The sequence below is a fragment of the Pseudomonas sp. FW215-R2 genome, assembly GCF_058789255.1.
In genome coordinates this window covers 1-13,027 of sequence record NZ_JBYTBO010000021.1, presented here as the reverse complement: position 1 = coordinate 13,027, position 13,027 = coordinate 1, and the positions used below count along the sequence as shown (strand labels likewise).

General features: G+C 62.5%; 17 protein-coding genes. 9 read left to right on the top strand and 8 right to left on the bottom strand.

Translation table 11 applies throughout. The annotated features are described in order from the left end of the window. The first annotated feature begins 113 nt into the window (after positions 1 to 113). On the top strand, positions 114 to 1,019 hold the full coding sequence (locus AC3WRD_RS24080; RefSeq protein WP_102622029.1) for a LysR family transcriptional regulator: 906 nt from the start codon (positions 114 to 116) through the stop codon (positions 1,017 to 1,019). 54 nt (positions 1,020 to 1,073) lie between these two features. After that, positions 1,074 to 1,631, top strand: coding sequence for a YceI family protein (locus AC3WRD_RS24075; protein ID WP_102622028.1), 558 nt, complete (start codon positions 1,074 to 1,076; stop codon positions 1,629 to 1,631). Between the two features lie 6 nt (positions 1,632 to 1,637). On the opposite strand, the gene AC3WRD_RS24070 is transcribed toward AC3WRD_RS24075, so the two are convergent. Further along, a complete protein-coding gene (locus AC3WRD_RS24070) occupies positions 1,638 to 1,850 on the bottom strand; it encodes a YXWGXW repeat-containing protein (protein WP_096822609.1) in 213 nt (70 codons plus the stop codon). 42 nt (positions 1,851 to 1,892) lie between these two features. Next, complete coding sequence (locus AC3WRD_RS24065) at positions 1,893 to 2,216, bottom strand: YXWGXW repeat-containing protein (protein ID WP_102622027.1); 324 nt, start codon at positions 2,214 to 2,216, stop codon at positions 1,893 to 1,895. A gap of 183 nt (positions 2,217 to 2,399) precedes the next feature. On the opposite strand from AC3WRD_RS24065, the gene AC3WRD_RS24060 reads away from it, so the two are divergent. Further along, positions 2,400 to 3,086, top strand: coding sequence for a GNAT family N-acetyltransferase (locus tag AC3WRD_RS24060; protein WP_096822607.1), 687 nt, complete (start codon positions 2,400 to 2,402; stop codon positions 3,084 to 3,086). Positions 3,087 to 3,150: 64 nt separating this feature from the next. On the opposite strand, the gene AC3WRD_RS24055 is transcribed toward AC3WRD_RS24060, so the two are convergent. Next, positions 3,151 to 3,591 (bottom strand): hotdog fold domain-containing protein, encoded by a 441-nt coding sequence (locus AC3WRD_RS24055; protein WP_102622026.1) that lies wholly within the window; start codon positions 3,589 to 3,591, stop codon positions 3,151 to 3,153. Between the two features lie 163 nt (positions 3,592 to 3,754). Here AC3WRD_RS24055 and AC3WRD_RS24050 point away from each other — a divergent pair, with 163 nt between their 5' ends. Further along, positions 3,755 to 4,381, top strand: coding sequence for a TetR/AcrR family transcriptional regulator (locus tag AC3WRD_RS24050; protein ID WP_102622041.1), 627 nt, complete (start codon positions 3,755 to 3,757; stop codon positions 4,379 to 4,381). Between the two features lie 192 nt (positions 4,382 to 4,573). On the opposite strand, the gene AC3WRD_RS24045 is transcribed toward AC3WRD_RS24050, so the two are convergent. Then, complete coding sequence (locus AC3WRD_RS24045) at positions 4,574 to 5,206, bottom strand: TetR/AcrR family transcriptional regulator (RefSeq protein WP_102622025.1); 633 nt, start codon at positions 5,204 to 5,206, stop codon at positions 4,574 to 4,576. An 87-nt stretch (positions 5,207 to 5,293) separates the two neighbouring features. Between AC3WRD_RS24045 and AC3WRD_RS24040 the strand changes: the two genes are divergently transcribed. Next, a complete protein-coding gene (locus AC3WRD_RS24040; protein WP_102622024.1) occupies positions 5,294 to 5,878 on the top strand; it encodes an NAD(P)H-dependent oxidoreductase in 585 nt (194 codons plus the stop codon). A gap of 18 nt (positions 5,879 to 5,896) precedes the next feature. On the opposite strand, the gene AC3WRD_RS24035 is transcribed toward AC3WRD_RS24040, so the two are convergent. Together AC3WRD_RS24035 and AC3WRD_RS24030 are read right to left on the bottom strand one after the other, a co-directional pair. Continuing rightward, entirely contained in the window at positions 5,897 to 7,015 is a 1,119-nt protein-coding gene (locus AC3WRD_RS24035; RefSeq protein ID WP_102622023.1) for a DmpA family aminopeptidase, read from the bottom strand. Between the two features lie 27 nt (positions 7,016 to 7,042). Further along, entirely contained in the window at positions 7,043 to 8,146 is a 1,104-nt protein-coding gene (locus AC3WRD_RS24030; protein ID WP_102622022.1) for a polyamine ABC transporter substrate-binding protein, read from the bottom strand. Between the two features lie 111 nt (positions 8,147 to 8,257). Between AC3WRD_RS24030 and AC3WRD_RS24025 the strand changes: the two genes are divergently transcribed. Next, a complete protein-coding gene (locus tag AC3WRD_RS24025) occupies positions 8,258 to 9,031 on the top strand; it encodes a helix-turn-helix transcriptional regulator (protein WP_102622021.1) in 774 nt (257 codons plus the stop codon). Positions 9,032 to 9,037: 6 nt separating this feature from the next. On the opposite strand, the gene AC3WRD_RS24020 is transcribed toward AC3WRD_RS24025, so the two are convergent. Beyond that, the gene (locus AC3WRD_RS24020) at positions 9,038 to 9,979 is read right to left on the bottom strand and encodes a class I SAM-dependent methyltransferase (protein ID WP_102622020.1); all 942 of its coding nucleotides are present in this window, start codon (positions 9,977 to 9,979) and stop codon (positions 9,038 to 9,040) included. Between the two features lie 188 nt (positions 9,980 to 10,167). Here AC3WRD_RS24020 and AC3WRD_RS24015 point away from each other — a divergent pair, with 188 nt between their 5' ends. Together AC3WRD_RS24015 and AC3WRD_RS24010 are read left to right on the top strand one after the other, a co-directional pair. Next, on the top strand, positions 10,168 to 10,581 hold the full coding sequence (locus AC3WRD_RS24015) for a response regulator (protein ID WP_096822599.1): 414 nt from the start codon (positions 10,168 to 10,170) through the stop codon (positions 10,579 to 10,581). A 63-nt stretch (positions 10,582 to 10,644) separates the two neighbouring features. Further along, positions 10,645 to 11,313 carry an HAD family hydrolase gene (locus tag AC3WRD_RS24010; protein WP_096822598.1) on the top strand — a complete coding sequence of 223 codons (669 nt, stop codon included), beginning with the start codon at positions 10,645 to 10,647 and terminating at the stop codon, positions 11,311 to 11,313. Here the strand turns inward: AC3WRD_RS24010 and AC3WRD_RS24005 are convergent. Next, the gene (locus AC3WRD_RS24005) at positions 11,307 to 11,966 is read right to left on the bottom strand and encodes a methyltransferase family protein (protein ID WP_096822597.1); all 660 of its coding nucleotides are present in this window, start codon (positions 11,964 to 11,966) and stop codon (positions 11,307 to 11,309) included. The two genes, AC3WRD_RS24010 and AC3WRD_RS24005, sit on opposite strands and share 7 nt — an antisense overlap. Before the next feature lie 164 nt (positions 11,967 to 12,130). Here AC3WRD_RS24005 and AC3WRD_RS24000 point away from each other — a divergent pair. Further along, positions 12,131 to 13,027, top strand: an 897-nt coding sequence (locus AC3WRD_RS24000; RefSeq protein ID WP_102650865.1) for a pyridoxal-phosphate dependent enzyme, incomplete at its 3' end; no start/stop codon positions are given.

Here is a 13,027-nt window from a genome sequence, read left to right as displayed (position 1 = left end):
ACTCCGAGAGGGAGCGTCGATATTAGGTCGCAGGGTCTCAGGTGATTAGCCCATAATCGCGGCATGAAATGTGCCATGAGTGGCACAATCCATTGTCCTCAGGCAGGCCCGAAATGATCCGCGATTTGAACGACACGCTGGTGTTTGTCCGCGTGGTGCGCCTCGGCAGTTTCACCGCTGCCGCCCACGCCTTGCAGATTCCGAAAACCACGGTCAGCCGCCGGGTGCGCGAGCTGGAGCAGGCCATCGGTGTGCAACTGCTGCGCCGCACCACCCGCCAGTTGAGCCTGACCGAGGCGGGCGCGGTGTATTACGAGCAGTGCAAAACCATCGCCGACACCCTCGAACACGCCGAACGGGCCGTGCATCAATTGCGTGACGGGCCGCGTGGCTGGTTGCGGGTAACGGTGCCGTTTTCATTCGGGGTGAGTTGGTTTGCACCGTTGCTAGCGGGGTTTCGTCAGGCGTACCCGGAAATTCGCCTGGAGATTCTGGCCTCCCACGTACCGATGGATCTGGTGGGCGAGGAGATCGACGTGGCGCTGCGGCTGGGAGCATTGCCGGACTCGAGCCTGATCGCCCGGCGGCTGGCGAGTTTCCCCACGGGCATTTACGCGGCCCCGGCATACCTCGCGCATCACGGTACGCCGCAAACTCCGGAAGAATTGCTTCACCATCAAACGTTGACGCTGCATCAGGCACGGCGCGATGTCGGTTATGTCTGGCCGTTGCGTCGGGAAGGGGCGCGCCTGAGAGACTATCGAGTCGAGCCCACCATCCTCGCCAACGACCCGGCGCTGTTGCACGATGCGTTGCGGGCAGGCGAAGGGCTGAGTCTGGGAATGGACCTGAGCATGAAAGCCGATGTGCAGGCTGGATGCCTGATCCGGGTTCTGCCGGAGTGGATCGGCCCGCCGCAGGATCTCAACGCGGTCACGGCTCGCGAACATCTGCCGTCGCCCAAGGTGACGGCGCTGATCGGTTACTTGAAGGCGCGCATGAACGGTGAAGTGGCATAACCGCCCGATGTTTGCTTAAGTCAGTCGAGACCCACCGAGGCACCGGAGCATCCCATGTCGATTCGATTGTTGTTGGTTGCCGCGTGTTGCCTGATCCTCATGCCGGCGGCGCAGGCGGTGGAGTACACCCGGGTCAATACCACCGCCAGCCAGATCAGTTTCACCTATAACCAGATGGGCTCGCGGATGTACGGCACGTTCGGCAAGTTCGACGCGACGCTGGACTTCGACACCGAGCATCTGGGCCGCGCCCGCACCACGTTGCACATCGACCTCACCAGCATCGATGCCGGCAGCGAAGACGCCAACACGGAGCTGGTGAAACCGGCGTGGTTCGACACGCAAAAGTTTCCGACGGCGGTGTTCGAATCGACCCGTTTCAGCCGGGTCGATGAAAACCATTACCTGGTTGCCGGCCGACTCACGCTCAAAGGTGTCACCCGCGAGGTGCAGGTGCCGGTGCAATTGAAGCCGGACAGCAGCATCGGCATCTTCGACGGTGAACTGGTGCTCAAGCGCGACGCATTCGGCCTCGGTGCCGGGGAGTGGGCCGACACCGTGGTTTCAAACGACATCGCGATCAAGTTCAAGGTCGTTGCACCGGCGCAGTGACCGGCCTCAATACGCCCGCCAATGTCCCGGCACCCAGCGCCATTGGTTGCCGGCCCAGCGATAATGGCCGGCGACCCAGTGATAACCCGGCGCAGGCATTACCGGGACCACTTCGACGATCGGTGGTGGCCGGTGCGGGCGGACCGGTTCGACGACGCAGCCCGACAGAGTGATTGCCACGAGTGAGGCAGCGAGCAAGGTTTTCAGGGTTTTCGACATGACGATGTTCCTGGTGGGTAACGTGGGCGGGCAGGCGAGCAATCAACGCACCCAATGACCTTCAATCCAGTACCAGTTCGGCCCGCGGGCCTGCCAGTGGCCCGGTTTCCAGCGTGCGCCGTGACGCACCGGTTGCCAGTGGCCCGGCACCCACGCATATCCCCGGCCTTCCCAGCGCCAATGGCCCTGATCCCAGGCATAGCCGGGCCGTGCACCGGGCATCGGTTCCATACGCATCGGTGGCGGGGCTTCACGGATGATGATTTCGGGCTGGGCAAACACCGGGGTACTGGCCAGCGCGGCCAGTGTCAGCGGCACCAGCAGCAGGGCTTTTCGCCATTTGAACAGGGAACGCAGAACGTTCATGACAACTCCTCAGGGCCTGCGTCGGGAAATGAACGCAGCTGAAGAATTGGACGCCAGATCGGCGAAAGATCCGTTCTCGGGCAGATGAAATTTTTGTCAGGCTTGCACAGGGTATGATGTCGCGGTTCGCCGGTCGCTCAACCCGCCCGGCAGCTTGTGTTTTACCGCCGGAGTCCACCCGCCATGCCCCGCATCACCCACTACAAATCCCCGTGCCCCGAGAGCGTCAACAGCCAGATCCTGCAAATGGTGGTCGACTACCTGACCGACATCAGCGCGATCGGTCTGGGCCCGAGCAACCTGCTGTACAACGTCTATCAGTACGCGGTCGGCTACGAGGTGCATTTGTATCTGGAGGCGTTGAACGGCGAGAAGGGCACCGAGGTGGAACTGCTGGTGGCCACCGACGACGAAGACCCGGAGCAGGTGATCGGCTTCCTGTTGTACTTGCCGGTGCAGGGCGATTGGGAGGCGTGCAACGTGGCGTATCTGGCGGTGCAGCAACCGTACCGCCGTCAGGGCGTGGCCCGGGCGTTGATCGCCGACATGCTGACGCGTTACCCCCATGCCGAGCTGACGTGCAGCGTGGGTAAAGTCCCGTATTTCGAGGCGCTGGGCTTTGAAGTGCTGGGCCAGTTGGAGACCCAGGTGCTGATGAGCACCCGGCATTACCGCAGCAACGGCTTGCGCGGTTTTATCGACACCACGCCGATCTACCGCTCGCTCGAAGTGCAGCAGATCCACACCTACCTCCTGCAAAAGCACGGCAAACGGGCGATGGTCGATGCCGAGAAACAGCGCGACCGGCATCTGGATCAAGTCACGCGGCACACCGAAGAATTTGTCCGCCAGCGTCTGACCGTTCACTGATCCGGCGAACGGCAAAAGCCCTTGTTGCGATGACAGCAACAAGGGCTTTTTTGTGCCTGGGATTTCAGGACAGCTTCACGTTCATGGTGATTCGCGCCGTGAACACCTTCTTGCCTTCGGCGTCGTGGATGTCCACCGGCACGATCTTGTCGCCTTCGGTCTGCCAGTCCAGCCCTTCGCCATTGGCCACGGCGGTCACATCGGATTTGGCTTTGGCGAGGTACTCGACGGTCATGCCTTTGGGAATCCAGCGTGCACCGGCGGGAATCGACACGTCGGTCATCATCCCGGCCGCCAGTTCGGCGGCGTTGCACATGGCAATGGCGTGCACGGTGCCGAGGTGGTTGGTGATCTCGCGGTGAAACGGCACCTGTACCGTCGCCGAACCTGCGCGCAGTTCGCTGACCAACGGATTGATGCTGCTGAAATACGGCGCGACCTGACAGGCCATCTGGCTGAACGCTTGGGGGCCGGCGCTGGTGAACATGCTGAGAAACTGACTCATGGTTAAGCCTCGCGATTAGGAGATTTAAAGAATAATGTTCCGTAACAGAATATTGTTCTGTAACGGAACGGTATTCTGTCCGTGGGAAATCTGTCAACCTAGGCGCGTTTCGATTACCGGCACGGGCGTGCCTTTCAACCGGATTTACAAGGCCTTCAACCCCATGGACACCGCAGATCTACTCGAGCGCAGCTACCCCGGCCGCCGGGCCGAACTCAAGCGCGACATCTTTCGCAAGGCCTTGCGCCTGTTCAACGAACAGGGGATCGAGGCCACCACCATCGAAATGATCCGCGCCGAGTGCGACACCAGTGTCGGGGCGATCTATCACCATTTCGGCAACAAGGAAGGGCTGGTAGCCGCGTTGTTTTTCACCGCCCTGGAGGACCAGGCGCGCCTGCGCGATGCGTACCTGGCCGACGCAACGACCACCGAAGAGGGCGTGCAGGCGCTGGTCTTCAGCTATGTGGATTGGGTCGAGAACCAGCCGGAATGGGCGCGGTTCCAGTATCACGCGCGTTATGCCGTGACCCGGGGCCCCCACAAGGACGAACTGGCCGCCCGCAACAAGACGCGCAATCTCAGCCTGCGCACCTGGCTGAGCGAGCCCGGGCGCGCCGCCGAACTCAATGAGTGTCCCGCCGAGCTGCTGCCGTCGCTGATCGTCGGTCAGGCGGACAGCTATTGCCGGGCATGGTTGTCCGGGCGGGTGAAGGGCAGTCCGAAGGCTTATCGCGAGTTGCTGGCGCAGGCCACGTGGCGTTCGATCCGTAGCGAACCGGAACGCTGATTTTCAGAGACAAAAAAAGAGCCTCAAGACTCTTTGATAGGGAGGAGTAGAGCCCGTGAGGCTCAAGATGCGCGTGAAACAAAGTGCGGGCTTGATTGGGGTTCAGGGCACCTGCACCTACGCAGCGGTTTGGCGAACCAAGCGACTGCGTATCTCCATCCTAGGAAGGTGCGGCGGCGGTCTCAAGTACCGTCAGTCACTTGCTTTTGCGGCGCTGGCGGCGGCCCTTTCGACCATCGCGGCGATCGTTGCAAACAGCTCGTCACGGGCCTGTGTGGCGCTGATTTCTCCGGTCGCCGCTGCTTGAGACAGCGCCTCGGCGGCGCCGAGCATGGCGCGTAATCCCGCCTGGGTAATGTCGCCACCCTCAGCGAAAGGCGACAGCACGCTGCGGCACTTCTCCAGGAAAATCGCCTCGTACTCGCGCTTGATCTTCTCCAGTTCCGGCGTGCTCGCCAGTGCGGCGATCACCCCGGGAATCTCGTTGCCCTGGGTCAGCACACAATCGACATACGCCGTGGCGATCACCGAGGCGGTGCCGCTCAACGTCGCCTCGCAATTGCCTAGCGCAATATCCATCAGCGCGGTCTGGCGTCTGTCGAAATCCTGATACAGCGCAGCCAGCAAACCGGCGCGAGTGGTGAAGTGGTCGTAGACCACCGGTTTGGTCACGCCAGCCTTTTCCGCCAGATAACCCAGGGTCAGCGCATCGGTGCCTTCTTCGCGAATCAATTGCCAGGCCATGTCGAGCAACTGGCGCTGGCGGTCTTCCCGTGACAGGCGTCGGCGGGGCTGAGCGGCTTCGGAAATTTCAGTGGTTGACATCGCTTATATACCAAAAGTAACTTACGATTCGTAACTTACCAAGAGTATATAACCCTTGGTCAGCATCCACCAACCGGAGATTTCCCTATGCACGCATTGATTGTTGTGGCTCATGACGACCCCCGTTCGCTGACCCATGCGCTGGCGCAGCAGATTGCCAAAGGCCTGTCAGAGAGCGATCTGTCCAACACCTTCGAAATCGCTGACCTGCACGCCGAGGAATTCGATCCGCGTTTTGGCGTGGCCGACTGGGCGGTGCATCACCGTGAATCCGCACCGCCAGCAGACGTCCTGGCCGAGCAGGCACGCATCGACCGCGCCGATGCGCTGGTGCTGGTGTATCCGGTGTTCTGGTGGTCGATGCCGGCGCTGCTCAAGGGCTGGATCGACCGGGTGTTCAGCAATGGCTGGGCGTTTGATTTCGATGGCGATTCGACCCTGAAGAAGCTCGGACGACTGCGTGTGCAACTGGTCGCACTCGGCGGGGCGGATGCACGTACCTACGAACGCCACGGCTACGGCGCGGCGATGAAGGCGCAGATCGATCACGGTGTTTTCGATTATTGCGGGGCGACGGTGGCGGGCTCGGCGTTGTTGCTGGAGTCCGAGTTGCGCGACCCTGCGGTGCAACTGCAGGCAGCGCACGAACTCGGACTTGGGTTGTTCCGCTAAAGGTCTTTGGGAACCGTTTCAGCGAGCGCCGGGCCAGCCTGCTTTATCCAGGGCGGCGAGCAGGGTCGCGGCATCCAGCCCCGGCACCGAATGCCCGTTGCCTTCGGTGCTGTCGCTGGCAAGCAGGGCGTTGATGATCGCTTCTTCAACCGCCTCGGTCGCCGCCAGAAACAGCTCGCTGATGTGGTCGTTGTTGACCATCCGCAAGCCGTCACAGGTCGACGCGCCTTTGCCTTCATAGGCGGCGGGCGGGATGTGGCCGTTGCCGGTGGCGAAGGCGATGAAAATGTCGCCGCTGTGGTCTTCGTTACCGCCGCCGGTGCGCGCCAGACCGAGGCTCGCCCGTTGCGCCAGTCGCGTGCATTGATGCGGCAACAGTGGCGCATCGGTGGCCAGGCACACCACGATCGAACCCATGCCCGGATGGGGTAGCGAGGCACGCAGGAACGGCGAATCCACCTGTTCCATGTAGCGCCCGACGGGGTAGCCGTCGACCCGCAACTCGCTGCGAATCCCATGGTTGGCCTGAACGATGGCGCCCACCGTCCAGCCACCCTGAGCCTTGCTCAATCGGCGCGATGCGGTGCCGATCCCGCCCTTGAATTCATGGCAGATCATGCCGCTGCCACCGCCCACCGCGCCTTCCTGCACCGGGCCGTCAACGGCATTGCTCATCGCCTCCGCCACGTGCCCGGGTTTCACGTGAAAGCCGTTGATGTCGTTGAGCAAACCATCGAAAGTTTCCAGCACCACCGGCATGTTCCAGTAGAGACGACCGTCGTCCGGTTGCTGCGCGCGATCCAGCTCGATCAACGCATCGCGCACCACGCCGAGGCTGTGGGTGTTGGTGAAAGCGATCGGGCTGGTCAGCAGGCCGGCCTCGCGAATCCATTCCAGCCCCGTGGCATCACCGTTGCCGTTGAGTACGTGAACGCCGGCAAAACACGGTTGAGCATTGGTCGAACCTGCGCGCGGTTCGATGAGGGTTACGCCGGTGCAGATGTCGCGTCCGGCGGCGCTTTGCCCCCGCACATTGCTGTGGCCGACCCGCACACCGGGCACGTCGGTGATGGCATTGAGCGGGCCGGGCTGCAGCTGGCCGATGCGGATATGGAGATCGCGGGCTCTTGGTTTCATGGTGTTTTCTTCTCTGTTCAATGTTGATTATTGGCCGTTCTTGACTTTGCTCCAGACCCGCGTGCGCACCCGTTCGGTGGCTTTGGGCAGGGGCTCGAGGGTGAACAACGTCGCCATCGCTGTGGCAGACGGATACACCGCCGGGTTGTCGCGGGTGGCTTCGGCGACCAGCGCGGTGGCGGCACGATTACCGTTGGGGTAGGAGAGGTGATCGCTGACCGGCGCAATCACGTCGGGCCGCAGCAGGTAGTCGATGAACGCCAGGCCTTGGGTCGGATGCGGCGCGTCCTTGAGCAGTACCAGCGTGTCGAACCACACCGGCGCGCCTTCCTTCGGCAGGCTGTACTGGATCTTCACGCCGTTGCCGGCCTGCTCCGCGTTGGTCTTGGCTTCGAGCATCGCGCCGGACCAGCCGACCGCCACGCAGATGTTGCCGTTGGACAGATCGCTGATGAATTTCGAGGAGTTGAAGTAGGCGATGTGCGGGCGCAGTTTCAGCAGCAGCGCTTCGGCTTTCTGATAGTCCTCGGCGTTGGTGCTGTTCGGCGGCAAGCCAAGATAGTGCAACGCGACCGGTAGCATTTCCGACGGCGAATCGAGCATCGCCACGCCGCACTCGCCGAGCTTGGCCAGGTTCTCTTCCTTGAACACCAGATCCCAGGAATCCACCGGCGCCTTGTCGCCCAGTACGGCGCGCACCTTGTCGACGTTGTAGCCGATGCCGTTGGTGCCCCACAGATACGGCACGGCGTACTGGTTGCCGGGGTCGTTGTTGGCCAGTTTGCTCAGCAGGTCGTTGTCGAGGTTCTTCCAGCCCGGCAGTTGATTGCGGGGCAACGGGGCGAGGGCGCCGGCCTTGATCAGGGTCGGCAGGCTGAAATTGCTTGCCACCACCACGTCGTAGCCGCTGTGGCTGGTCATCAGTTTGCCTTCCAGCACTTCGGCGCTGTCGAAGGTGTCGTAGACCGGTTCGATGCCGCTGTCGTGCTTGAAATCATGCAGGGTGTTCGGGCCGATGTAGTCGTACCAGTTGTAGACATGCACGCTCGGCGCATCGGCCGCTTGAGCGGTCAGTGCGACGGACACGACGCCCGCCAGGCCCAGGTTGATATACCCACGATGACAACGCATGATGCGGCACTCCTGGCCTGCGGCAGGCCGGTAATGAACAGGAGTGGTCAGCCTATCGGGCAGGCCGCGCCAGACCCATTCCCATCATGGGTTACTCAAAAGGGGTAGAGCGTGGACGCGTTGCTGCAGGAATTGCCGGTGCATCAGAGCCTGTCGCGGGTATTCGCCAGCATCGGCCAGGACGGTTTCTGGCGGGCGCTGGTCGATACCTTGCGGCTGCTGGTGCCGCTGGACAATGCGCTGGTGGCGGTGATGCAGACGGGGCACCCGCCGCAATTGCTGATCGATGTCGACAGCCAGGGCCGCGCCGAGGAGCAGGAAGAACTGGCCGGTTACTGTGCCGGCATGTACTTGCTCGATCCGTTCTATCAGGCCGCGTGCGCCGGGATCACCGACGGTTTGCACAGCCTCGCGTCCGTGGCACCGGACCAGTTTCTGCACAGCGAGTACTACCTGAGCTACTTCCGCTCGGTGGTCGGCGCGGATGAGTTGCAATTCATGGTCAACACCGACGACGGCGTGCTCGGCTTGTCGATGGGCCGGGCCACGGCGTTCAGTTTGCAGGAGCAAGGGCGCCTGCTGTGTGTACGGGACTGGGTGTTGTCAGCGATGCGCCGGCATGTGCAGTTGCTGCCGCCGCAAGGTGCGGTGGTCGAGGCGCCGGTTGGCGATCTGGCGGCGCTGCTGGACCGTTTCGACGCGCGGCTGACCGCGCGCGAAATCGATACGGCGCGCCTGATTCTCCAGGGCTTCTCGAGCAAAGCCATCGCCCAGCACATGAACATTTCGCCGGAGACGGTGAAGGTGCATCGGCGCAACCTCTATCACAAGCTCAACGTCACCGGGCATGGCGAGTTGTTTGCGCTGGTGTTGCGCCCGCGCTGAGCAGGGTCAGTCGATCTGCTTGAACAGCAGCGCCTTCAGACCGCTTTCCGGGTCGACGTCCGGAAACTCCGGCGGGTTTTCCAGCCGCTGCTCGAAACGCAGGCTCGGCGCCTCTTGGGTCACGCCATCGATCAGGAAATCCGAACCGAACGCCGGATCGTTCATGCAGGCCAGCACCGTGCCCTGGGCTGTCAGCAGTTCCGGCAGGCGGCGCAGTACGCGCTGGTAATCCTTGGTCAGCAGGAAACTGCCTTTCTGGAACGACGGCGGGTCGATGATCACCAGGTCATACGGGCCGCTGTTGATGACCTTGCCCCAGGACTTGAACAGGTCGTGGCCGAGAAAACTCACCTTGCTCAGGTCATGCCCGTTCAGGCGGTGATTGTCGCGGCCGCGGCTCAGCGCCGCGCGGGACATGTCGAGGTTGACCACATGGTTGGCGCCGCCCTCGATGGCTGCCACCGAGAAACCGCAGGTGTAGGCGAACAGGTTCAGCACCCGTTTGCTGGCGGACTGCTCGCGCACCCAGTTGCGTCCGTAGCGCATGTCGAGGAACAGCCCGGCGTTCTGCTTGCGGCCCAGATCCACGCGGTATTTCAGCCCGCCCTCGACGATGGTCATCTCGTCGATTTCTTCGCCCAGCAGCCATTCGGCGGTGCTTTGCGGCAGGTAGCGATGCTGGATCAACAGGGTGTGAGCGCCGGATTGCTGCCATGGCGCTGAACCGGTGATCTCCAGCAACAGACGCTTGAGATCTTCCAGTTGCGAAGCCTCGGGTTCCTTGAACAGCGACACCAGCACCACGCCTTGCAGCCAGTCGACGGTGAGCTGTTCCAGCCCCGGCCAGCAGCGCCCACGGCCATGGAACAGACGCCGGGTTTCGGCCGGTGCCGAAGTCAGCGCGGTGAGCAGGTGGGCGTGGAGAACGGCGAGGGCTTCAGGGTTCATCAATCGGGATCGGCAAGCAAAAGGGCGCGCATTTTAACCGCAATTACGGGTCGGCGACTGCCCGTTGACCGGGTGTTATCGAAAAGACCTGTATCAAAAATGAATTTCTGTAGAAGGCGCTGCTCATACCAGATAAGCAGCGGGATCAAGCCGCTAAATCGTTCATGCAATTCAGGGAGTGCCAGTTCATGTGTCCAATTCCGACGGCGAGCGCGCACCTTCCTGGCGGGTTGATTCTGGTAGTCGAGGATGACCCGTTGATTCTGGAGTTTTTGTGCGAAATTCTTCAGGAGGAAGGTTTCAAGGTCGAGCCGCAGACCAGTGCCGATGCGGCGTCGCGATACCTGGAAGAGCACGCACCGGAAGTCGCGCTGCTGCTCACCGACATCACCATGCCCGGCACCCTCAATGGCGCGGACCTGGCCAATCTGGTCGGCGAGCGCTGGCCGGAAAAACCGGTGATGGTCATGTCCGGTTATGAAACGCCGGAGACCTCCGGCGTCCGCCATCCAGTGGCGTTCATCAAGAAACCCTGGGCCATCGGCCAGTTGCTCGATTGCGTGGACGACGCATTCAAATCCAAGGCACCGCGTCTGCACTGAAGCCTTCGGCAGATGCTACATTGCCGGGCACATTTGCCCGGCTCTGCCTAAGGATGCGATCCCTTGTCTGCTCACGATGCTGTTTTCAATCGCGCGTTCGGCGCGTTCCTGTTCGACATGGACGGCACCGTCCTCAACTCCATCGCCGCCGCCGAGCGGATCTGGGCGGCCTGGGCCGAGCGTCATGGCGTGGATGTCGAGACCTTCCTGCCGACCATCCACGGCGTGCGCGCCATCGACACCATCACTCGCCTGAACCTGCCGGGCGTGGACGCCGAGGCGCAAGCAGCGTTCATCACCGAGGCGGAAATCGAAGACGTCGAAGGGATTGTCGAGATCCCCGGTGCGGCGGCGTTTCTCAAGTCGTTGCCGGCAGATCGCTGGGCCATGGTGACCTCGGCGCCACGGGATCTGGCGTTGCGGCGAATGGCGGCGGCGGGGATTCCCGAGCCTGCGGTGATGATCACGGCTGAAGACGTGACGGCGGGCAAACCTGACCCGGCCGGCTATCGACTGGCCGCCAAACGTCTGGGACTGGAACCGGCCGATTGCCTGATTTTCGAAGACGCGACTGTTGGCATTCAGGCGGCGGAAGCGGCCGGTGCGCCGTTGATGATCATCACCGCGACTCACCAGCATCCGATTGAAACCTCACACGCGACCATCGCCAGTTACCGCGACGTTGCGCTGAGCATCGACAACAACGGCCAGTTACGCCTGCAACCTCAGTAAACGCCCGGCAACAACCGCCAGCTGCGCGCGCAATAGGCATCGTATTCGGCGCCGAACTGGGTGCGCAGCAAGGCTTCTTCTGAATGGATGCGGGCAATCAGCGGGATCAGCGTCAGCGCCGCCAGCAGGATCCCGACGACCGAACGAAACGCCAGTGCCCAGCCCAGTGCGTTGACGACCAGCCCCAGATAGCTGGGATTGCGCAGGTGCGTGTAGATGCCTTCAGTGACCAGTCGATGTCCCGGCTGAATCGCCACCAATCCGCTGAAACGGTGGCCCAGAACGAACACCGGCCACAGGCGCAAGGCACCGCCAGCGATGAACAACAACGCCCCCAGCCAACGGGTGCCTTCGCGGCCAACGGTCCAGAAACCGATGCGGTCGCAGTAAGCCGGCAGAAAAGCACTGACCAGTCCGATCACGCCGAACGCCGGAATCACCCAGCGATTGGCCCGGTCCTCGCGTTCGCCCGAACTCAAGTTCACCTCGCTGAACAGCGACACCACCACCATCGCCAGCGTCGCCAGCGCCACCACCACCAGCGCGCCGTGGGAAAAGAACACCGCCACGCCACCAATGCCCCACATCGCCAGCCCCAGGTAGGCGAGAGTGGCGATTACCGCGACGACGGTCATTTGCGCTGACATTTTCATAGGCACCTCACGGCTGTTCCGTTCAGTGTAGATCGCTGCACGATCCCCGGCGTTTACCGTCGAGGGGGCAGGGTGAACTAAGCTTCAGACAGGGACGTTTCGACTTCAACCGTCCACGCGCCGGCGAACAGGTCGCCCGGGCGTGGCGTCATCAGGAGTCCGCCATGCTGCACATCCGCACGCCGTTGATCCTCCATCCGACCCTGTCGACCACTTCCCGGCGTATCTGGCTGAAACTGGAAAACCTGCAACCCTGTGGTTCTTTCAAACTGCGCGGCATGGGCCTGCTGTGCAGTCAGGCAGCGGCGCAGGGCAAGCGCAAAGTTGTCTGTCCGTCCGGTGGCAATGCAGGTCTTGCGACGGCGGTGGCGGCGGTCAGCCTGGGCCTGCAAGCCTGCATCGTGGTCCCGCACACCACCCCCGAAGCCACCCGCGCGCGCATTCGTCGTACCGGTGCCGAAGTCATCGTCCATGGCAAAGTCTGGGATGAGGCCAATCAGCGCGCCCGTGAACTGGCCAGCGCGGCGGACACCGAATACGTCCCGGCCTTCGATCACCCGGTGTTGTGGCAAGGGCACAGCACAATGATCGATGAAATCCTCGAAGACTGCCCGCAGGTCGACACCGTGGTCACCTCGGTCGGCGGCGGGGGATTGCTTGCAGGAATTCTCACAGGGCTGTTGCGCCATGACCGGCGTGACTGCCGGATCATCACCTGCGAAACCCAGGGCGCCGCCTCGTTTGCCGCCGCCGTACAGGCCGGCCACCCGGTGCGCCTGAGCAAGATCGACACCGTCGCCACCTCCCTTGGCGCCGCGCAGGTAGCGGAGTGGCCGGTGCAGCACATCGGCGAGTTCGATCACGAATTCCTGGTGCTGTCCGATGACGACGCGATCATGGGCGTGGTGCGTTACGCCAGTGATTTGCGGCAACTGGTGGAGCCGGCGTGCGGGGTGTCGCTGGCGGTGGCTTATCTGGATCATCCGGCGCTGGCGGAAGCTCGGGACGTGGTGGTTGTTGTTTGTGGCGGGGTGAGTATCAGTGCGCAGTTGGTGGCGGGG

Bases quoted from the DNA above. Each gene is read 5' to 3' on its own strand.
- AC3WRD_RS24050 (WP_102622041.1), top strand. From the start codon at position 3,755: ATGGACACCGCAGATCTACTCGAGCGCAGCTACCCCGGCCGCCGGGCC.
- AC3WRD_RS24020 (WP_102622020.1), bottom strand. From the start codon at position 9,979: ATGAACCCTGAAGCCCTCGCCGTTCTCCACGCCCACCTGCTCACCGCG.
- AC3WRD_RS24030 (WP_102622022.1), bottom strand. From the start codon at position 8,146: ATGCGTTGTCATCGTGGGTATATCAACCTGGGCCTGGCGGGCGTCGTG.
- AC3WRD_RS24035 (WP_102622023.1), bottom strand. From the start codon at position 7,015: ATGAAACCAAGAGCCCGCGATCTCCATATCCGCATCGGCCAGCTGCAG.
- AC3WRD_RS24065 (WP_102622027.1), bottom strand. From the start codon at position 2,216: ATGAACGTTCTGCGTTCCCTGTTCAAATGGCGAAAAGCCCTGCTGCTG.
- AC3WRD_RS24015 (WP_096822599.1), top strand. From the start codon at position 10,168: ATGTGTCCAATTCCGACGGCGAGCGCGCACCTTCCTGGCGGGTTGATT.
- AC3WRD_RS24060 (WP_096822607.1), top strand. From the start codon at position 2,400: ATGCCCCGCATCACCCACTACAAATCCCCGTGCCCCGAGAGCGTCAAC.
- AC3WRD_RS24080 (WP_102622029.1), top strand. From the start codon at position 114: ATGATCCGCGATTTGAACGACACGCTGGTGTTTGTCCGCGTGGTGCGC.
- AC3WRD_RS24005 (WP_096822597.1), bottom strand. From the start codon at position 11,966: ATGAAAATGTCAGCGCAAATGACCGTCGTCGCGGTAATCGCCACTCTC.
- AC3WRD_RS24070 (WP_096822609.1), bottom strand. From the start codon at position 1,850: ATGTCGAAAACCCTGAAAACCTTGCTCGCTGCCTCACTCGTGGCAATC.
- AC3WRD_RS24045 (WP_102622025.1), bottom strand. From the start codon at position 5,206: ATGTCAACCACTGAAATTTCCGAAGCCGCTCAGCCCCGCCGACGCCTG.
- AC3WRD_RS24040 (WP_102622024.1), top strand. From the start codon at position 5,294: ATGCACGCATTGATTGTTGTGGCTCATGACGACCCCCGTTCGCTGACC.
- AC3WRD_RS24055 (WP_102622026.1), bottom strand. From the start codon at position 3,591: ATGAGTCAGTTTCTCAGCATGTTCACCAGCGCCGGCCCCCAAGCGTTC.
- AC3WRD_RS24075 (WP_102622028.1), top strand. From the start codon at position 1,074: ATGTCGATTCGATTGTTGTTGGTTGCCGCGTGTTGCCTGATCCTCATG.